This is a genomic window from Streptomyces sp. 11-1-2 (assembly GCF_003595545.1).
Classification (GTDB): domain Bacteria; phylum Actinomycetota; class Actinomycetes; order Streptomycetales; family Streptomycetaceae; genus Streptomyces; species Streptomyces hygroscopicus_B.
The window spans coordinates 10,417,770-10,438,104 of sequence record NZ_CP022545.1 but is presented as its reverse complement, the minus strand read 5'-3'; the positions used below and the strand labels follow the sequence as shown (position 1 = coordinate 10,438,104).

The 20,335-nt window shown below is 73.6% G+C and carries 13 protein-coding genes; 5 read left to right on the top strand and 8 right to left on the bottom strand.

All coding sequences use genetic code 11. The features are described 5' to 3' along the window. The first annotated feature begins 52 nt into the window (after nt 1-52). The 5 genes from CGL27_RS44675 (at nt 53) to CGL27_RS44655 (ending at nt 7,284) form a co-directional block, all read left to right on the top strand. Entirely contained in the window at nt 53-1,138 is a 1,086-nt protein-coding gene (locus tag CGL27_RS44675) for an S-(hydroxymethyl)mycothiol dehydrogenase (RefSeq protein WP_119993339.1), read from the top strand. Then, nucleotides 1,135-3,594 carry an FAD-dependent oxidoreductase gene (locus CGL27_RS44670; RefSeq protein ID WP_119993337.1) on the top strand — a complete coding sequence of 820 codons (2,460 nt, stop codon included), beginning with the start codon at nt 1,135-1,137 and terminating at the stop codon, nt 3,592-3,594. Before CGL27_RS44675 ends, CGL27_RS44670 begins: the two co-directional genes overlap by 4 nt. Nucleotides 3,595-3,787: 193 nt before the next feature. Next, entirely contained in the window at nt 3,788-4,945 is a 1,158-nt protein-coding gene (locus tag CGL27_RS44665) for an aromatic ring-hydroxylating dioxygenase subunit alpha (protein ID WP_119993335.1), read from the top strand. Then, the gene (locus tag CGL27_RS44660) at nt 4,942-6,408 is read left to right on the top strand and encodes an aldehyde dehydrogenase family protein (RefSeq protein ID WP_119993334.1); all 1,467 of its coding nucleotides are present in this window, start codon (nt 4,942-4,944) and stop codon (nt 6,406-6,408) included. Before CGL27_RS44665 ends, CGL27_RS44660 begins: the two co-directional genes overlap by 4 nt. 24 nt (nt 6,409-6,432) lie before the next feature. Then, nucleotides 6,433-7,284, top strand: coding sequence for an Ig-like domain-containing protein (locus CGL27_RS44655; protein WP_119993332.1), 852 nt, complete (start codon nt 6,433-6,435; stop codon nt 7,282-7,284). 9 nt (nt 7,285-7,293) lie between these two features. Here the strand turns inward: CGL27_RS44655 and CGL27_RS44650 are convergent, their stop codons facing one another. The 8 genes from CGL27_RS44650 to CGL27_RS44615 form a co-directional block, all read right to left on the bottom strand. Then, entirely contained in the window at nt 7,294-13,332 is a 6,039-nt protein-coding gene (locus CGL27_RS44650; RefSeq protein ID WP_119993330.1) for a hypothetical protein, read from the bottom strand. 73 nt (nt 13,333-13,405) lie between these two features. After that, nucleotides 13,406-14,266 carry a hypothetical protein gene (locus CGL27_RS44645; protein WP_106685963.1) on the bottom strand — a complete coding sequence of 287 codons (861 nt, stop codon included), beginning with the start codon at nt 14,264-14,266 and terminating at the stop codon, nt 13,406-13,408. Between the two features lie 67 nt (nt 14,267-14,333). Then, nucleotides 14,334-15,866: a hypothetical protein gene (locus CGL27_RS44640; RefSeq protein ID WP_078645837.1), complete on the bottom strand. Its 1,533-nt coding sequence runs from the start codon at nt 15,864-15,866 to the stop codon at nt 14,334-14,336. Nucleotides 15,867-15,996: 130 nt separating this feature from the next. After that, on the bottom strand, nt 15,997-16,980 hold the full coding sequence (locus CGL27_RS44635; protein WP_119994859.1) for a DUF2891 domain-containing protein: 984 nt from the start codon (nt 16,978-16,980) through the stop codon (nt 15,997-15,999). A 92-nt stretch (nt 16,981-17,072) separates the two neighbouring features. Further along, a complete protein-coding gene (pcp, locus tag CGL27_RS44630; protein ID WP_119993328.1) occupies nt 17,073-17,717 on the bottom strand; it encodes a pyroglutamyl-peptidase I in 645 nt (214 codons plus the stop codon). 11 nt (nt 17,718-17,728) lie between these two features. After that, a complete protein-coding gene (locus CGL27_RS44625) occupies nt 17,729-18,697 on the bottom strand; it encodes a DUF979 domain-containing protein (protein ID WP_078645835.1) in 969 nt (322 codons plus the stop codon). Next, entirely contained in the window at nt 18,694-19,416 is a 723-nt protein-coding gene (locus CGL27_RS44620; protein WP_078645834.1) for a DUF969 domain-containing protein, read from the bottom strand. The genes CGL27_RS44625 and CGL27_RS44620 overlap by 4 nt, the downstream gene beginning before the upstream one ends. Before the next feature lie 140 nt (nt 19,417-19,556). After that, on the bottom strand, nt 19,557-20,294 hold the full coding sequence (locus CGL27_RS44615; RefSeq protein WP_205587850.1) for a GntR family transcriptional regulator: 738 nt from the start codon (nt 20,292-20,294) through the stop codon (nt 19,557-19,559). Between the last annotated feature and the right edge of the window lie 41 nt (nt 20,295-20,335).

Genomic DNA, 20,335 nt, shown 5'->3' with positions numbered 1-20,335 from the left:
CCAGCTCCCGTGCACCGGTCCCTGCGATCGCAGGAGAACAGAGGAGTGAGCCATGCCACAAGAAGCCCGCGCCGTCGTCGCGGTCAAAAAGGGCGCCCCCGTGGAGGTGCTGCCCGTTCTCGTGCCCGAACCCGGCCCCGGTGAGGTGCTGGTGGGAGTCCAGGCGTGCGGCGTGTGCCACACCGACCTGCACTACCGGGACGGCGCGATCGGAGACGAATTTCCGTATCTGCTCGGGCACGAGGCGGCCGGAATGGTCGAGGCCGTGGGCCCCGGCGTCACCGGACTCGCACCCGGTGACTATGTGGTCCTGGCCTGGCGGGCGCCGTGCGGCGGCTGCCGCTCCTGCCGCCGGGGCCGCCCGTGGTACTGCTTCGACAGCCGCAATGCCGCCCAGCCGATGACCCTGACCGACGGCACCCCGCTCAACCCGGCGCTGGGCATCGGCGCGTTCGCCGAGAAGACGCTGGTCGCGGCGGGGCAGGCGGTGAAGATCGACCCCTCGGCACGCCCCGAGGCGGCGGGCCTGATCGGCTGTGGGGTGATGGCCGGCTACGGCGCGGCCGTGCACACCGGCGGGGTGTCCAACGGCGACACGGTCGCGGTCATCGGCTGCGGCGGCGTCGGCAACGCCGCGATCGCCGGGGCCTCGCTGTCCGGGGCGCGCAGGGTGATCGCCGTGGACATCGACGACGCCAAGCTGGACGCGGCGACCCGCTTCGGCGCCACCGACACCGTCAACTCCCGTGGTACGGATCCGGTCGAGGCGGTACGCGAGCTGACCGGGGGCTTCGGCGCGAATGTGGTGATCGACGCGGTGGGCCGCCCCGAGACCTACTCCCAGGGCTTCTACATGCGCGACCTGGCCGGGGTGCTGGTGCAGGTCGGGGTGCCGGATCCGGAGATGCGCATCGATCTGCCGCTGATCGATCTGTTCTCGCGGGGCGGTGCGCTCAAGTCGTCCTGGTACGGCGACTGCCTGCCCAGCCGTGACTTCCCGGTCCTGGTCGACCTCCACCTCAGCCGCAAGCTGGATCTGGACGCGTTCGTCAGCGAGACGATCACGCTGGACGAGGTCGAGACCGCGTTCACCAAGATGCAGCGCGGCGAGGTGCTGCGGTCGGTGGTGGTCCTGTGACTACCGAGGCATACGGCCCGGACAAGCGCGTGGTCATCGTCGGTGCCGGGATCGTCGGCTGCTCGCTCGCCGATGAGCTGACCGCCCGCGGCTGGCGGGACGTCACCGTCCTGGAGCAGGGCCCGCTGCTCGCCCCCGGCGGCTCGACCTCGCACGCCCCCGGCCTGGTCTTCCGGACCAGCCCCTCCAAGACCCTGACCGACTTCGCCACCTACACCGTCGAGAAGTTCTCCTCCCTCGAGGTCGACGGGCTGTCCTGCTTCAACCCGGTGGGGGGTCTGGAGATCGCCACCAGCGAGGAGCGCTGGGCCGAGCTGCACCGCAAGGCCGGGCTGGCGGCCTCCTGGGGCGTACGGGGCGAGCTGCTCGGCCCGGCCCAGTGCGCCGAGCTGTGGCCGCTGCTGGACGCGGAGCGGATCCTCGGCGGTTTCCACACCCCGGACGACGGGCTGGCCCGGGCACTGCTCGCCTCCCGCGCCCAGCTGGAACGGGCCACCGCGCACGGCGCCCGCTTCCTGGACCGGCACACCGTCACCGCCATCGAGCGGGAGGACGGCCGGGTCACCGCGGTCGTCACCGACCGGGGCACCTTCCCCGCCGACATCGTGGTCTCCGCCGCCGGATTCTGGGGCCCGCTGATCGGCGCGATGGCGGGGGTCCCCGTCCCCCTGCAGCCGCTGGCCCACCAGTACGCCAGGACCGGGCCGCTGCCCGAGCTCGCTGGGCTCAACGACCCCCGTACGGAGGCGAGCCGGCCGATCCTGCGCTTCCAGGACCGCGATCTCTACTTCCGCGAGCACACCGACCGCATCGGCATCGGCAGCTACGCCCACCGCCCGCTCCCCGTCGACCCGGCGCGGCTGCCCGCGTACGACGAGGCCCCGGTGATGCCGTCCTCGCTGCCGTTCACCGCCGAAGACTTCGCCCCAAGCTGGGAGGACAGCGTCGAATTGCTCCCCGCGCTCGGCGCGAGCGGGGTCGAGGAGGGCTTCAACGGCGTCTTCTCCTTCACCCCCGACGGTATGCCGGTCATCGGCGAGTCCCGCGAGGTGCGCGGCTTCTGGCTGGCCGAGGCAGTGTGGGTGACCCACTCCGCGGGCGTCGCCCGGGCCGTGGCCGAGTGGATGACGGACGGGCGGCCGGGCATGGACGTCCACGAATGCGATCTGTACCGCTTCGAGGACGCGCAAGCCTCCCCCGCCTACATCGCCGAGCGCGGGGCCCGGAACTTCGTCGAGGTCTATGACGTCATCCATCCGCTGCAGCCGATGGAGCAGCCCCGTCCGCTGCGGGTCAGCCCCTTCCACGTCCGGCAGCGGGAGCTGGGCGGGTACTTCCTGGAGGCCGCGGGCTGGGAGCGGCCGCACTGGTACGAGGCGAACGCCTCGCTCGCCGAGTCGATCGACCTGCCCCCGCGCGACGCCTGGTCGGCCCGCTTCTGGTCGCCCATCGCCGCCGCCGAGGCCAGGGTCACCCGGGAGCGGGTCGCGCTGTACGACATGACCCCGCTCAAGCGGCTGACGGTCACCGGGCCCGGGGCGCTGGACTTCCTGCAGCGCATGACCACCAATCAGCTGGCGAAGAAGCCCGGTGCGGTCACCTACACCCTGCTGCTGGACGAGGCCGGGGGCATCCGCAGCGACCTCACCGTCGCCCGGCTGTCGGAGCGCCACTTCCAGGTCGGCGCCAACGGCGGACTGGACCTGGACTGGCTGCTGCGCCATGCGCCCGATGACATCCATATCGCCGACATCACGCCGGGCACCTGCTGCATCGGCGTCTGGGGCCCACTGGCCCGGGATCTGGTCCAGCCGCTGACCCGCGACGACTTCTCGCATGAGGCGTTCGGCTACTTCAAGGCCCAGCAGACGTATATCGGCCATGTACCGGTGACCGCGATGCGGCTGTCCTACGTCGGCGAGCTGGGCTGGGAGCTGTACACCACCGCCGACATGGGGCTGCGGCTGTGGGACACCCTGTGGGAGGCGGGCCGGCGCCACGGGGTGATCGCCGCCGGGCGCTCGGCCTTCAACAGCCTGCGGCTGGAGAAGGGCTATCGCGCCTGGGGCCATGACATGACCACGGAGCACGATCCCTACGAGGCCGGGGTCGGCTTCGCCGTCCGGATGAACAAGGGCGACTTCATCGGGCGTGCGGCGCTCGAGGGCCGCGGCGAGGAGACGGCGGCCCGCAGGCTGACCTGCCTCACCCTGGACGACCCGGCCGCGGTCGTGATGGGCAAGGAGCCGGTGTACGCCGATGGCGTCCCGGCCGGCTATGTGACCAGCGCGTCCTACGGCTACACCATCGGCCGGACCGTCGCCTACGCCTGGCTGCCCGCCTCGGCCGCCGTCCCCGGCACCGCCGTCCACATCGAGTACTTCGGCGAGAAGGTCCCCGCGACCGTCGCCGCCGAGCCCCTCTTCGACCCGCGCATGGAGCGTATCCGCCGCTGACGCGAGCGCGTGCCGAGCGCGCGTGCCGAGAGCGTCCGCGAGCGCGGGAAGCGACCGCTTGGAGGACCCCTGATGGCCCCCACCCACGCTGTGATCGTCCCGGGCCCCGGCGGCATGGGCCGTGCCGCCGCCCATCCCCTCGAACTCTTCGACCCCCGCCGGCTGTTCGCCGCGCCCGCCTGAGGAGAACCCCATGACTGTGGCTCCCGAGTCCCCCGCCGCCACGACCCCCAGTCTGCTCGCCACTCTCCCCGGCCACTGGTACACCGCTCCCGGGATCTTCCGGCGGGAGCAGGAGCACCTGTTCGAGGCCATGTGGTTCTGCGCGGTGCGCGGGGCCGATCTGGACCGGCCGGGTGCGTTCCGCACCGTGCACATCGGCCGGGAGAGCGTGCTGATCACCCGCAACCGGCGGGGTGAGCTGCGGGCGTTCCTCAACATCTGCCGTCACCGCGGCGCCCGGCTGTGCACCGAGGAGTCCGGGACGGTGCGGCGCTCGCTGCAGTGCCCGTACCACGCCTGGACCTACGATCTGGACGGCAGGCTCACCGCCGCCCCCAACCTTCAGAAGATGCCCGATATCGACCGGGTCGAGCGCGGACTGGTGCCGGTGCGGCTTCGCGAATGGCTCGGCTATGTCTGGGTCTGCCTGGCCGAGGACCCACCATCGTTCGAGGAGACGGTCATCGGGGCGGTGGCCGACCGGCTCGGCGACGCGGCGTCCGTGGAGCGCTACGGCGTGGCGGGGCTGGCGCTGGGCCGCCGGATCTCCTATGACGTCCGGGCCAACTGGAAGCTGATCGTCGAGAACTTCATGGAGTGCTACCACTGCGCGACGATCCATCCCGAACTCACCGAAGTGCTGCCGGAGTTCGCCGACGGGCTCGCGGCGCAGTACTTCGTGGGGCACGGCGCCGAGTTCGCCGAGGAGGCCCAGGGGTTCACGGTGGACGGCAGCGAAGGGTTCGGCCGCATCGCAGGGATCGCCGAGGAACAGGACCGCCGCTACTACGCGATCACGGTACCGCCGCAGGTCTTCCTCAACCTGGTCCCCGACCACGTGATCATGCACCGGATGTTTCCGCTCGCCCCCAATCGCACACTGGTCGAATGCGACTGGCTCTACGCACCCGAGGTGGTGGCGTCCGAGCGGGATCTGTCGAAGTCGGTGGAGCTGTTCCACCGGGTCAACGCCCAGGACTTCGACGCCTGTGAGCGCACCCAGCCCGCCATGGACTCCCGCGCCTACCGCGACGGCGGGGTGCTCGTCCCCAGCGAACACCACATCGGCGCCTTTCACCGATGGGTGACCGACCATGTCCCGACCCCCGACGCGGAGGAATGCCCGTGACAGACCTCTTCATCGGTGGCCAGTGGACCGAAGCGATCGACGAACGCACCCGTGAGATCCGCTGCCCGGCCGACGGATCGCTGGTGGCGGTCGTCGACGAGGGCGGCGGCAAGGACGCGGCCGAGGCGGTGGCCGCCGCCCGGCAGGCGTTCGACCAGGGGCCCTGGCCCCGAACCCCGGTCGGGGCGCGCGGCGATCTGCTGCTGCGCGTCGCCGACCTGCTGGAGCGCGACAAGGCCGCGCTGGCCCGGGCGGAATCGCTGGACACCGGGAAGCGACTGGCCGAGAGCGAGCTGGACATCGACGGTGTGGTGGCGTGCTTCCGCTACTACGGGCAGCTCGTGCGCACCGAGGCGGACCGGGTCGTGGACACCGGCACCGAGCACACCGTCAGCCGGGTGGTCTATGAACCGGTCGGGGTCTGCGCGCTGATCACCCCGTGGAACTATCCGCTGCTGCAGACCTCGTGGAAGGTCGCGCCCGCGCTCGCCGCGGGCAACACCTTCGTACTGAAGCCCAGTGAGCTGACCCCGAGCACGGCGATCGCCCTGATGCGGCTGCTGGCGGAGGCCGGGCTGCCGGACGGGGTGGCCAATCTGGTGCTCGGCCCGGGCGCCGAGGCCGGGGCCCCGCTCACCGACAACCCCGATGTGGACATGGTGTCCTTCACCGGCGGCCTGCGGACCGGGCGCCGGATCATGGCCGCCGCCTCGGGCACGGTCAAGCGGACCTCGCTGGAGCTGGGCGGTAAGAACCCCAATATCGTCTTCGCCGACGCGGACTTCGAGACCGCCGTGGACTACGCGCTCACCGCGGTCTTCCTCCACTCCGGGCAGGTCTGCTCGGCCGGGGCCCGGCTGCTGGTGGAGGACCCCGTGCACGACGCCTTCGTCGAGGAGGTCGTGCGCCGCGCCCGCGGGATCCGGCTGGGCGGGCCGTTCGACGAGCGGGCTCAGACCGGCCCGCTGATCTCCGCCGCGCACCGGGCCAAGGTCGAGGCGTATGTGGCGACGGGGCTCGCGGAGGGCGCCCGGCTGCGCTGCGGCGGCGCCCGTCCGGACGATCCGGCCCTGGCCGACGGCTACTACTTTCTGCCGACCGTCCTCGACCGCTGCCACAGCGGTATGTCGGTACTGGCCGACGAGTCCTTCGGGCCGGTGCTCACGGTGGAACGTTTCACCGGCGAGGACGAGGCGGTGCGGCTGGCCAACGACACCGTGTACGGCCTCGCCGGGGCCGTATGGTCCGGCGACGAGGGGCGGGCGCAGCGGGTGGCCTCCCTGCTGCGGCTGGGCACCGTATGGATCAACGACTACCACCCCTATCTGCCGCAGGCGGAATGGGGCGGGTTCAAACAGTCGGGGAGCGGACGAGAGCTGGGGCCCTGCGGGCTCGCGGAGTACCGGGAGGCCAAGCACATCTGGCGCAATACGCGTCCGCGTCCGCAGGGCTGGTTCGCCTGACGGGGCATCCGCCCTGGCCCGTCGGTGCCGGGCCGGCCGGTGACCATCGGCGCCACCGTCGCACCGGCCGCGCCCGGAAGCGGAATCCCCACCGGGAGCGTCACCTTCGACCCCGGCGACGGCACCCCACCGGTCACCGCGCCGCTCACCGCGGGGTCGGCGAGCATCACCCACACCTACGCCGGCACCTCCGGAAGCCCCTACACCATCACCGCCGTCTACAGCGGCGACGCCGACTTCACCCCCTCCACCGGCACGGACACCCAGACCGTGGGCCGGGCGGCCACGACCACGGCCGTGGTCTCCGCCCCGGACCCCTCGTCGATCGGGCAGTCCGTGACACTGACCGCCACCGTGGCATCCGTCTCCCCCGGCGCCGGAACCCCGACCGGCACCGTCACCTTCTCCTTCGGCGACGGCACACCGACCGTCACCGCGCCCCTCTCCGGCGGCGTCGCGACCATCGCCCACACCTACACCACCAAGACCGGCAGCCCCTTCCCCATCACGGCCACCTACAACGGGGACACCAACTTCAGCGCGTCCAGCGGCACCGACACCCAGACCGTCAACAAGACGGCCACCACGACCTCCGCGGTCTCCTCCCCGAACCCCTCGTTGGTGAGCGATCCGGTGACTGTTAGCGCGACCGTATCCCCCGTCGCCCCCGGCACCGGGACACCCACCGGGACCGTCACCCTGGCCATTACCGATCGCACCCCCCAGGTGGTGACACTGGTGAACGGCACCGCCTCCGCGACGTTCAGCCCCCTGCCGAAGGGGACGCTCACCGTCACCGCCAACTACAACGGCGACGTCAACTACGCGACCTCCTCGGCGAGCATCATCCAGACGGTGACACCGGGTCAGGCGTAGTCCGCCGGTTCACGGCCGGTCCGCCGCCTCGACGGGCGCATCCGCGCCCGCCTCGGGGCGGCGGTACATCCGTGTCGCGGTGATCTGGCCGTGCACCTGCTGCTCCTCCTCCGGCTCCCGGACCGGCAGGCCGGGCCGCAGATGCTCCTCGACGCTGATGTACTTCAGGCCGGCCCGCAGATCCGCGTCATTGCGCAACCGGATCACCAGCGGGAACTCTGCCAGCGCCGTGGTGTCGAACAGCCCCGTCGTATAGAGGAGCTGGACCCCGAGCGCGTCCGCGACCGCCCGCTGAAGCTCCAGCAGATAGGTGGCGTTGGCCCGGCCGATGGGGTTGTCGAGGAAGAGGGTGCCCGCGTGGCGGTGCTTGTCGCGGCCCCGGTCGTTGCTGCGCAGGGCCGCCATCGTGCAGTACAGCGCGATGGCGGCGGTCAGCAGCTGGCCGCCGGAGAACACATCGCCCATCTGTCCCACCGGCACCCGCTCGGCCCGCAGCACCGCGTCCGGCTTGAGGATCTCGACGGCCACCCCGCGCGGCTGGAGCGCGGCTTGGACCCCGCGCAGCAGCAGCGACATGCCGTCCCGCCGCAGATCGGAGTTCTTCCGGACGGCGGAGCGGGTCGCCTCGTCGATGACCTCGCCGAGCCGCTCGGCGAGCGTGGCCTGGTCGGGGTCCTCGAAGCGGATCCGCAGGAACTCCTGCCCCGACCATTCGCCGAGCCCCTCCGGGAGCCGGGAGAGCCGCTGCGCCGAGCGCAGGGTGGCCAGGCAGGACTCGACCAGGCCGCGCAGCCGGTCCACGATGGAGTCGCGGTTGCGCTCGAGCTGCTCCAGCTCGTCGGTGAGCACGCGCAGCCGGGGCGCGAACGCGTCGGCCCAGGCGGCGGCGTGCTCGGGCAGCGCGGCCGCGGGGAGTTCGCGGATCTGCTGGCGGGCGGGGGTGCGCACCTGCTCGTAGCGGGTGGAGTTGGCGTGCCGCACCAGCACATCGCCGGCTTCCCGCACCGCCGACTCGGCCCCCGACAGATCGGCGGCGCAGCCGCGCAGTGAACGGCGGGTCTCGGCGGCGGCCTGCCGGGCCTCGGCGAGATCGCCGGCGTACGGCTCGGGCCGCTCGCCGTCGTCCTCCGCGCCGGGGCCCTCGCGCAGCAGATCCCGCAGCAGGGCGGCGGTCTCGTCGAAGCCGCCCGCCGCGTCCTCGGCGGAGCGGTGGGCGCGCACCATGTCGGCGTGGGCGGTACGGGCGGTGTCCAGGGCATCCGTACGGGCGGCCAGTTCGCCGTTGGCGGTGCGCAGCAGCTCCTTCGCCTGCTCGGCGTCGGCCGGGACCGTCTCCTCCGGCAGCTCGGTGTGGGCGGCGCCGTCGGCGGGGGCGAGCCGCTCGGCCTCGCCGCGCAGCCGCCCGAGCTGCTCGCTCGCCGCCGACGCACGGCCCTCCAGCATCTGGACCAGCGATTCGGCGCGGGCGGCGGCGGCCTGCCGGGAGGGTCCGTCGGCGCCGTCGGTGCCCTCCAGGAGCTGGGCGGCGCGGGTGCGGACCTTGTTGGTGAGCCGGTCGAGGGAGGCGAGGGCCGCGCTCTCGTCGCTTTCGGCGCGGGCCTGTTCAGCGCGCAGATCGGCGCCGACGCCGACCTTCTCGTACACCTGGGAGGCGGCGCGGTACGCCTCGCGGAGCGCGGGCAGCGAGGTGGTCGGCGGCTCGGTGTCCTCGCCGAGGTCGTCGGGGGCGCCCGCGATCTCCGCACGCTCGGCGCGCAGGGCGCGGGCGGTACGGTGCGCGTCGTCGGCCGCGCGCTGGGCGGCGCGCCGGTCCTCGTCGGCGGAGCGGGCCCGGTCCACGCAGCCCGCGGCGCGCTCCTCGTACTCGGCGGCCTCCTCCGCCAGTTCGCGCAGCCGGGTCTGCCAGGTGGCGCGCTCCCGCAGCCGGTACGCCAGACCGGCCAGCGCGTCCGCCACCCGGCGGGCCCGCTGCGCCGCCTCCTGGCGCTCGTCCCGGACGCGGGCGGCCTCGGTGGCTGCCTCGTCGGCCTCCGCCCGTACCGTACGCGCCTCCACCAGCTCGCGCTGCGCGGTCTCGGCGGTCTCCCGGCCGGTCTCCGCCGCCGCCGCGAGCTCCGCGAGCCGCCCGGGCGGGCAGCCGGTGCGCCAGGAGGCGAGCCGCGCGGACAGCGCCCGGTCCCCGGCCAGCCTGGCGGCGAGCGCCCTGATCTCCTCGTCCCGCTCGGTGGCGCGGGCCCGCAGCTCGCGCCGCTCGTCGTCGGCGGCGCGCTCGTCGTGCATCGCCGGGTTCGGCGGCACGAGGAAGACCCCGCTGTCCTCGGTGCCGGGTGCGGGCGTCGGCGCGAGCAGCGCGGCGGACGTCCCGACGGCCACGGCGGACCGCGGCAGCAGCGACGCCTGCGCGAGCACCGCGCGGGCGCGGGCGTGGGTGTCGGGGTCGGTGATGACGACGCCGTCCACCAGCTCGGGGCGGGCCGCGAGCACGGCGGCGTGGTCGACGGGGTCCACGGCCTGGGCGAGGTAACGCCAGCCGGGGAGGGCGGGGATGCCGTGCTCGCCGAGGAATTCGACGGCCGCCAGCACATCGGGGCTGGGCGGCAGCAGCCCCCCGTCACCGAGCGCGCCCAGGATCCGCGAGTCCTCGGCGGCGGCGGTCCGCAGCTCGAAGAGCTGCCGCTCGGCGGAGGCCACGCTCTCCTCGAGGAGCTCACGCAGCGCCTCGGCGTTGCGGTCCAACTCCTCGGCGGTCAGCGGCCCGTCACCGGGGGGCCGCTGGGCGGGGCGGGCACGGTCGCTGCGGTCCCGGCCGGGGACACCACCGGGCTCGGGGGTCCAGCAATCGGAGTCGTCGGGGGCGTCGGTGTTGGTGGCGTCGGGGTCGTCGGCGTCGTCGATGCCGGTGTCGGCGTGGGTGACGTCGGCGGTATCGGTGGCGGCCTCCGACTCGGCCCGACCGCCGTCGGCGGCCTCGGCAGCGGCCTCCGCCCCGGCCCGACCGCCGCGGGCGGCATCAGCGCCAGCCTCCATCCCGGCCCCACCGCCGCGGGCGGCATCAGCGCCAGCTTCTGTCCCGGCCCGAGCGCTGTGGGCGGCATCGGCGGCGGCTCGCGACTCGGCCCGACTCTCGTCGCCGTCCCCGACCCGAGCCGATACCTCCCCGGGCGGCCGGGAGTCGGCTGCCACGGCCCGGGCGCCGTCGCGCGGGCCATCCGGACACGAGCCGCCGTCGCCCAGCAGTGCGTCCTCGACGTCATCGATCCGCACCGTCACCCGCCCCGCGGGCCGCGACTCCGCCGCGAGCGGACGACGCCGATGGGCCTCCCCCGGGCCCGCCTCCACGTCCTCGCCAAGGGCCGTCCCCTGCGGAGCCGAGCGCGTCTCCTCCGCCTCACCCCCCGGTCCGGCATCGGCCCGCCGGTCGCCCACGGAAGTTGGGTCGTACCCCGCCTCCTCAACCCGCCCCGCCGTCTGGTCCCCATGGCGCGGCTCACCGACCGTACGCGACACGGAAGCGCCATCTCCGCGCGCCGGCCCGGCATCCACCCTCCAGTCGCCCACGGAAGCGGCATCATCCATGGGCTCGGCAGGACCTGCCTCGCCCACCGAGCCGGTGCCCAAGAGCCCGCCGCCCGCGAATGCGGGGGCGCCCTTCGCGCCCGCACCCGGGCGCGCCTCGTGCGCCGGGCCGACGTGCGGCTGTCCGTACTCGACGCCTGCGGCAGCGTCCGCCGCGCCCGCGACGCCGGCCGTCCACCGTGCCGCCGGGCCGGTCGCGGCCCAGCCTGGAGCGGCGTCCTCGATCTCCGGGGTGGCCGTCAACTCGCCCGTGGCGTACGCCAGGTCGGCACCCGGCTCCTCGCCCGCCTCGCCCGCCTCGCCCGGGAGGTGTTCGCGAGTGTCGGCGGGTGGCTCCTCAAAGGCGTAGGCGTGGTCGGGGTACGCGGGCTCGCCGTCCAGGGGGATGGTGCGGGTGGAGGCGCGGAAGGCGGCCGGGAGTTGGGAGAGGCCGATGTCGTCCGCGTCCTCCTCGTCCACGCGGACCGTGATCCACCCGGCCCGGCCGGAGTCCGTCGGCAGGGCGCGGGCGCCCCGCCGACGCGGGGCGCCCGCGTCCGGAATGCGCACCGTCACCCCGCCCGCCGCGCGCGCGTCCGCCGCCGAGGGGCGGGCGGCGGCGCGCGGAGCGGGGACGGCGGCGGAGGGCTGCGGCAGGCCCAGCAGTTCGACCAGGCGCTGCTCCGCGCCCAGCGCCTCCGCGGCGCGCCGCTCCGCGTCGTACGCGGACTCCGCGGCCCGCGTCGCGTCCACCGCTCGCGCCGCGGCCAAATCGGCGCGGGCCTCCTCGGCGGCGGCCGACTTCGCGTGGTCGGCGGTGCGCCGAGCGGTCTCGCGGGCCTCGTCGAAGGCGGCGACCGTGGTCTTCTCGGCGTCGCTCGCGGCGAGGGCGGCGCGGGCCGGATCGGCGTCGGGGGCCGAGTCGTCGAGCCAGCCCGCGCGGACGGCCTCGGCGGTCTCCTGCTCGACCTCGGCGAGCCGCTGGCGCAGATGCTCGGCGTCGCTGCGGGCGCGCTGGGCCGCCGTGGCGGCGGAGGTGGCGTCGCGGTGGGCGGCCTCGCCGGCCTCCTGGAGGGCGGCGGAGCGCTCTTCCTCCTCGCCCGCGACCCGCTCTCCGTCGGCCGCCGCCGCGTGCAGGGCGCGGACGAGGTCGCCGGCGGCCTTGGCGCGGGCGGCGAGCGCGGGGGCGGCGTCCCGCTCGGCCTCGCGGATGGCGGCGGCCACGCGCGCGGAGCGGTCGGCGGCGGCGCGGTGGCGCAGCACGGTCTCGGCGGCCTGCCAGGCGGAGTGCAGGGTGCGGGCGTCGTTGAGTTCGCGGCGCTGCGCCGCGGCGCCCTTCTCGGCGGCGGCGAGCGCCAAGGAGGCGTGGCGGTAGGCGAGTTCGGCGGCGACGAGGTCGCTGCGGCTGCGGGCTCCCTCGGCGTCGGTGACGGCCTGGGCGGCGGAGCCGACCCGCTCGGCGAGTTCGGCGGCGCGCGCCCGCTCCTCCCCGCCGCGTGCGGACAGCCTCCGGGCGAGCGTACGGGTGCGGCGCTCGGCGCCCGCGTGCACCCCGCGGGCCTGCTCACGCCGCTCCGCGGCCTCCGCGATGCGCTGGAGCAGATCGAGCGAACCGGCGGTGAAGTCGCGCTCGGCGGTCAGTTCGGCGCGGCGGCCCAGCTTGTGGGCGAAGCCGTGGACGAGGTCGGCGAGGCCGTCGGTGTCGCGGGTGTCGGTGACGGCGCGCAGCAGCAGGTCGGTGAAGTCGGAGTCGTTCTTGACCGCGAAGAGCCCGGCGGCCTCGCCCTCGTCGGCGTTCATCTCCCGCTGGTAGCGGAAGAGCTCGGGGTCGAGGCCGAGTTCGCCGAGGTGTTCGTTCCAGCGCTCGTGGATCTCCACCCAGACCACGTCGAGATGCGGATACGCCTTGCCGGCCTCCGTAAGGGCGTCACGGAAGCCCTTCATGGTGCGGCGGCGGCCGCGTGCGGTGGAGGCGCCCTCGACGGCGGGCCGCACCGCCACGGACTCGGCGACCGGCAGCGAGTCCAGGCTCATCCCGGGGCCGGGCCGGAAGGAGTACCACGCCTCGGCGAACTTCCGCGGGTCGTTGGAGACCTGACGGCCGCGCCATTCGCTGACCTTGCCGACGACGACGGTCTCACCGGTGATGGTGTGCTGCCACTCCAGCGCGACATGCCCGCAGTCGTCGGCGAGCAGGAACTTGCGCAGCACACCGGAGCTGGCGCCGCCCAGGGTGTTGCGATGGCCGGGCAGCATCACCGAGAAGATCAGCTTGAGCAGGACGGACTTGCCGCCGCCGTTCTCCAGGAAGAGCACACCGGCGGGGGCCGGGCGGCGCGGCGGGCCGACCGGCTCCTCCTCGAAGAACTCCGCCTGGGTGGGCGCGGGGCTGGGCACCGGCTCGCCGACTCCGCGCAGGTCCAGCACGGTGTCGGCGTAACGCGCACCGGCCGGCCCGATGGAGTAGAGGCGGATCCGGGACAGCTCGTACATGGCGGCGGACTCTCGTTGTCGGAAGGGACGGTGATATCGGGCCGGCAGGCGACGACGGGGGCAGGGGCAGCGTTCAGGAGTGGAAGGGGAGACCGGCGTCGGCCACCAGATCGAGGTCGTCGCCCTCGTCGGGGGGCAGCAGGGTCGCGCTGCCGTCGCTGACGGGGACGACACCGAGTTCCAGCAGCTCGGCCATGGCGGCGGTGGCCGCCATGTCGCGCACCTGGAGCTGATAGCGGGCGGTCGTGCGGTAGGTGCCGCCGGACTCGTCCCCGGTGCGCTGCAGAAAGCCGGAGTCGACCAGGAAGGCGAGGGCCTTGCCGACGATGCCGGTGGTGGATCCGGCGAGCCTGCGGGCGTCCTTGGTGGCGCCGGTCGCGCTGCGCCGGGCGTACACCCGCCAGGCGGATTCCAGCCCGGGCGCACCGGTGGCGGGGTCGGTGTTCTCCCCCTGCTCCTCGGCCCGCTCCTCCAGCCGCCGGCACGCCTGGCGGACGAAGGCGTCGACGCCGTTGACGGTGACCCGGCCGATGTAGCCGTCGTCGGCGAGGTCCTCGGGGCGGGGGAACGCCAGGGCGGCGACGGCAAGATGGGCGAGGCCGTGCAGAAAGCGGTCGGCGGAGTCGGTGGCGGCCCGGCGGGCGTAGTCGCCCATGCGGACGGCGAAGACGGAGTCCTCGGCGGCGGTCACGGCCATTCCGGCGCGGGTCGAGACCTCCAGCACGATGAGCCCGAGCCCGGCGGCGACGGCGTCGGCGAGGCGCGCGAACGCCGGTTCGTCGCGGTGGCGGCGCAGCAGCTCGGCGTATTCCACGTCCCGCGCGGGCAGCAGCTTGGGCTGGAGTCCGAAGGCCACCAGCCGTGCGGCGTCGGCCGCGTCGGCGGGCGTGATCCCGGGCGCCGCCGGGGCGGGTGCCGCATCCGGCGGTGTCATGTCGTCGATGTCGTACTCGGTCACGGCTGAACCTCCTCGCGCGGGGCGTATGCACTGGTCATGGCCATCAGGCCACCTCCGCCCGGTCGGCCGCCATACCGGCCGCGTCCAGCAGGGCGGTACCTACTATCAGGTCGGCGCCGCCGAACTCGGCGTCGTCCAGCTCGGTGCCGTCGTCCACGGCGAACAGCAGCCGCTGCTCGCCCTGGCGGTAGGCGGTGCCGACCGGGGGGCTGGCGGCGTGGACGGCGAGGAGGGCGATCAGATAGGGCAGTTCGGGGTCGCGGCGGCGGGCGTCGGCGAGCAGCCCGGACAGCCGGCGGGGGGCGTCGGCGGGCAGCTCGAGCAGCTCCATGGCCACTGCCAGCTGCTCCTCGCTGAAGCGGCTGTCGTCGGGGGTGGCGATGAGGTCAGGCTCGGGCATCTCGGCGCCGAGGTGCTCCCGTTCCACCGGCGGGGTGAGCAGCATCTCGACCAGGTCGCCCATGCGCACCGAGGTCGGGGTGCGCAGGCCGGTGCCGCGGGCGAAGAACGCGTCGGTGACCCGGCCCGCGCGATCGAGGGGAAGCGGAAGGACGGGCGCCAGCAGCTGTCCGTACAGGTCGTATCCGGAGCGTGGGGCGGGGGGTGCGAAGGCTTGTCGGTCCTGCTCGGCGCGGAACAGCGGACCGGCCTCCAGCAGCCGGGACTGGAGCTGGGTGTGGCGCCGGATGCAGTCCTTGACGATGTCGACGAGCTCGGCGGCGCGCCGCTTGTGCTCGGCGCTCTCTGCCTCGTCGCGCGCCTTACGGATGTTGGTGAGGATCGCGTTCTCATGGCGGTAGCGGTCGGCGACGTGGTCGAGCGCCTCGCTGATCAGCTCGGGGACGGTGCTCAGCCAGTCGACGGCGCGGACGTTGCGCCGGGTGGCGTCGAGGGTGCGGCGCAGCGTCTCCGAGTACTGCACGGTGCGATAGCGGGCCTGCTCGGCGGCGAGTTGGGCGTCGGCGAGCCGGCCCCGGCTGATGAGGACCTCCAGCTTGACCTCGGCGGCGATCTGGGCGCTGGTGACATCCGTGTCGAGGGCGCCGACCAGGACGTTGACCGCCTCGTCGGTGGTGCGCAGATAGACGCTGCCGCCGGGGCCGGGCACCTCTTCGATCAGCTTGAAGTCATAATCTCTGCGGACATACACCCCATCGGGCCCGAAGGTGCCGTAAACGGCACGGAAGCCGCGGTCCACACTGCCGACGTTGATCAGGTTCTCCACCACCCAGCGGGCGACCCGGTCGTGCTCGGCGGCGGGGCGCCCGGGGGCCTGGGCCGCGACGCGGGGCAGCAGCCTGGCCACTATCTGCTCGTGGTCGGCGCCGGTGTCGAAGTCCATGTGGAGCGTGACGAGGTCGATGGCGGCGAGGGCGACCTCCGCCATCGCGTACACCCCGTACTCCCCCGCCAGGTTGGCCTTGCGCGCGTCGAGGTCGTGCAGCGGCGCGGTGCACGCGAGCGCGCGCAGCCGCCGGGCCAGGCCCTCGTCGGCGGCCGGGCCCGGGGCCGGCCGGGCAGCCCCTTCAGCGGTGTTGAGCTGGGGCGCGGCGGCCCCGGGGGGTGGAGATGTCACGTCGCACAGAGTAGGCCGTCGCACCGACAACGTACGAAACGGCACGGAGATCCCGGTATGAGGCACCAGATCCCCCGGGCGTGCACGCGCGTACACCGGCGCGTCCCCCGCACCTCACCGATCCGTCAGTCTACGGCTCACCGGCCGGTGGTCCGTCCAGGGCGAGCACCGCGAAGGTGGCCAGCCAGTGGTCGCCGGTGAAGTCCCCGGAGTCGGTGGCGGGGAGCCCGGCGGCCAGATGGTCACGGGCCGCCGTCCGCAGCACATCCGCCCGCGGATCGCCGTGCGGCAGGGCGGCGGCCAGGCGGCGGAGCGCGGCGGCCCGGCTGAGGATGAGGCCGAGGAGATGACCGATCTGGGGATCGGCCGGGTCGGAGACGACGGGCGGGGTGAGCACGGTGACGGGCTCACCCCATTCGACGCCGGGGAGGAAGCGTTCCAGCCAGCGCGCGAACTCCTCTTCCGGCAGCACCCGGCTCATCGCCTCGGCCTCGGTGAGCGCGGGCGAGAGGAAGTCCTGCCCGGAGGGCTCCCAGTGGACGGGGGCGTCGTGGTCATCGGCGAACCAGCCGAGGACGGCCTCGGTGACCGGTTCGACGATCGTCTTGACGCCGGCGGCGGCCGCGCTGTCCAGGACCAGGCCGAGGGCGAAGGCGCTGTTGGTGTGGACGCCGTGCCGCACCGGGTAGGTGGCGCGTGCCAGCCATCCGCCCAGCAGCGCGCAGACGGCGTCGGCGGCCGGTTCCAGGGCCTTCGCCCAGCGCTCGCCCGCGGCTCCCGGGAGGCTCCGGCACTCGGCGGTCAGCGCGAGCAGCCAGGCCCATCCGTAAGGGCGCTCGAAGGAGGGATGGGCACGGAGATAGTCCGCCTCGGCGGCCAGGGCATCGGCCGTAAGGTGCCCGTCCAGTACGGCGGTGACCTCGTCGGCGCGGATGAGGTCCGGGCAGCGGCGCAGCAGCCGGGCCAACAGCCAGTGCATATGGACCGCGGAGTGCCAGTCGTAGGAGCCGTAGAAGGCGGGGTGGTACCGGCGCGGCTCCACCAAGTCCTCCGGTCCGCGCAGCAGATGCCCCGGGGCGTTGGGGTAGGCCCGGGTGACGTTGGCGGTGGCCAGGGCGGCGAACCGGGCCGCGTACCGGCCGAGTTCGCTCCCCCTCTCGTCCGGCCCGTCGGATTCGTCGGGCTCGTGCGGCTCGTGCGGCTCGTTCAATGCGTTGCTCCCTCGGCGATGCGCAGGTCGGTCCGGTTGTGCACGGCCGCCCCGATGATCGCCCGCAGTGCGTCGGCGGACATCGCGGCGGGCAGTGCGGGTTCAGCGCGGTCCACGACCTGTTCGGGCGCGTACGGGAGGTGGACGAAGCCGCCGCGCAGCGCGGGCCGCTCGGTGGCGATGAGATGGGCCAGGCCGTAGAAGACGTGGTTGCACACGAAGGTTCCGGCCGTCTGCGAGACGGCGGCCGGAATCCCGGCCTCGCGGACGGCCGCGACACACGCCTTGACGGGCAGGGAGGCGAAGTAGGCGGCGGGGCCGCCCTCGACAACCGGTTCGTCGATGGGCCGCCGTCCGGCGTTGTCGGGTATGCGGGCGTCGTCCACGTTGATCGCGACCCGCTCGACGGTGACACCGGGACGGCCGCCGGCCTGGCCCACGCACAGCACCAGGTCGGGGTCGGCCTCCTCCACGGCGGCGGCCAGTTCCTCCAGGGCGGTGCCGAAGACGCATGCGAGCTGTACGGCCGTGACCTCGGTGCCGGGCGGCGGATCGGCGGCGACGAGGGAGACGGCCTGCCACGACGGGTTGACGTCCGAGCCCGCGAAGGGCTCGAAGCCGGTGAGAAGAACTCGGGTCACAGCGGCCCCCTTCAGAAGGCGAAGAGCGAGATGATGGCGATGTTGCAGACCAGCAGCGCACCGGCGGTGGGGATCTGCGCCTTGATGGGCCCGTACTGGTCCTTGAGTTCCAGCAGCGCGGCGGGCACCAGGTTGAAGTTGGCGGCCATGGGGGTCACGAGCGTGCCGCAGAATCCGGCCAGCATGCCGACGGCGAGGACGACGGGCGGATCCCCGTGCATCTGCTGGATGAGCACGGGCCAGCCGATGGCGGCGGTCATCACCGGGAAGGCGGCGAAGGCGTTGCCCATGATGATGGTGAACAGGGCCATTCCGACGCAGTAGACGGCCACGGCGATGTACTTCTGGCCGTCCGGCAGCAGCTGCTCGGTGATCTTGCCGACCTGGGTGCCGACCCCGGCCACCTGGAAGATGGAGCCGAGCACGGCGAGCAGTTGGGGCAGCAGCAGCGCCCAGCCCATGGACTCCAGCAGGCTCCGGCCGGCATGCAGGGGCACCGAGGGCCGCCGCTCGCGCACCACGACCATGGCGACCAGCAGCCCGGCGATCGCGCCGAAGCCGAGGCCGAGGATGGTCTCGCTGCCCTCCTCCAGGACCGGCTCGCCCCCGATGTGCCAGTGCTTGACGGCCGAGGCGCAGACGACGGCGACCAGCGGGATGGTGAGCGCCGGGACGAACAGTTTGCTGCCGAGCCGGGCGGCCGTGGCGGTGCGCTGCTCGGGGGTGGTCGTGTTCGGCACGCCACGCCCGGTGAGCTGGAAGCCGCCGAGGCAGACCATGGCGAGGACGGCGACGCCCAGCGGTTCGGCCGGGGCCTTCTTCTCCACCACCCAGCTGCTGTAGAAGAAGCAGCCGCCGAGCAGCCCCCAGAAGGCGGCCGAGCCAAGGCGCTTGGGGTTGCTGCGGTCGACGGCCATCTGGGCGGCCATGGCGAGGAAGACGGCGCCGACGAGCCAGTAGAACCACTCCGCCTTGATCACTTGGCTTCCTCCGCGGTGCGGCTGCCCTCGGCAGCGGATCGGCCGCCGGGGGCGGCGAGGTCGTGGTCCAGGGAGCGGTCCAGGCGCAGCAGCCGGAAGCCGTGGATGAGGAACGCGCAGACGGCGGTGGGGATGGCCCACAGCGCAAGCTGCAGCGGCTCCAGATGGGTGTGGTACGTGGTGTTGACGAACCCGGTGATCAGCAGGATCGAGCCGATGGCCAGGAAGCAGTCCTCGCCGAAGAACAGCCCGACCGTGTCGGCGCTGGCGGAGTACGAGCGGACGCGCTCGCGGACCCGCTCGGGCAGCGGACCGTGGCGGCGTTCCGCGGCGCCCTCGGCCATCGGCGCGACCATGGGCCGGACGCTCTGGGCGGGGCCGCCGATGCTGGTGAGGCCGAGCGCGGCGGTGAGCTGGCGCAGGGCCAGGTAGAGGGCGAGGAACCGGCCGGTGGTGAGCTTGCCGAGCCGCCCGATGAGGGTCCGGGCCTGCTCCTGGAGGCCGTTGCGCTCGAGGAGGCCGATCACGGGCAGGGTGATGACGAAGATCGTCACCGAGCGGCTGGAGGCGAAGCCGTCGCCGAAGGCCGCCAGGATCTCCTGGGGCGAGAGCTTGGCCAGCAGTCCGGTGGCGATGCCGGCGACCCCCACCACCAGCAACGGGTTGCGTCGTGTGGCGAAGCCGAGGATCACCACGAGGACGCCGAGGAGAACGATCATGCGTCCAGCCTTCCGCGCAGAAGGACCTCACGGGGGCGTGAGGAGAGTGCACCGGAGGCTAGGCGTTCGTTCAACGATCCGACAAGAGCCTGAAACGAACTTGTTCCGGCTCCGTCGGATCGTTTACCGCTGGGAAACCTCTATCGCCGGGACATCTTCCGTCCGTAGGCATCGGCCAACTGCCCCTGGGAATCGTCCAGGTAGGAGGCGAGCAGCCGCTCCGCCTCCACCGCGTCGCCGCTCTGCAGCACCTCCAGGATCTGGCGATTGCGCACCAGATAGGGGGCGTGGAAGCGGCGGGGGTCGGCCATGACATGGAAGACCAGCCGGAGCTCGGCCAGCACCCCGCGCATGAGTTCGTCCGCGCGGGGACTTCCGGCGAGGGAGACGATCGCCTGATGGAAGCGGATATTGGCGGTGGACAGGTCCTGCCAGGCCCGGTCCCGCGCGGCGCGCTCGCCCGCCAGGACCGCCGCCTCGACCGCCTGGACCGCGTAGGGCGGCTCCCCCAGGCCGCGCACCGTCGCGCATTCGACGAGCCGGCGCACGCGGTAGATGTCATTGAGGTCGTCGACCGTGACGACGCGGACGAACACTCCGCGGTTCAGCTCGTGCACCAGCAGCCGCTCATGGGTCAGCAGGCGGAACGCTTCACGGAGGGTGTTGCGCGAGACGCCGAGCGCACCGCCCACGCTGTCCTCGGACAGCCGGGTGCCGGGCGGGAAGAACCCCTCGGCGATGCGGTCGCGCAGAATGTCGGCGACGCGCTCCGCCGTGCTGGTGCGCCCCAGCAGGGCCCGGTCGGCCTCGAGCCCGGCGACGAGACCGGAGACCTGGGGGAACCCGGCCGTCTCCACCGCCTCCGGCGTCTCCGGCATCCCCGGCGACTCGTCCGACGATTCCTCCGACGACTCGCCGG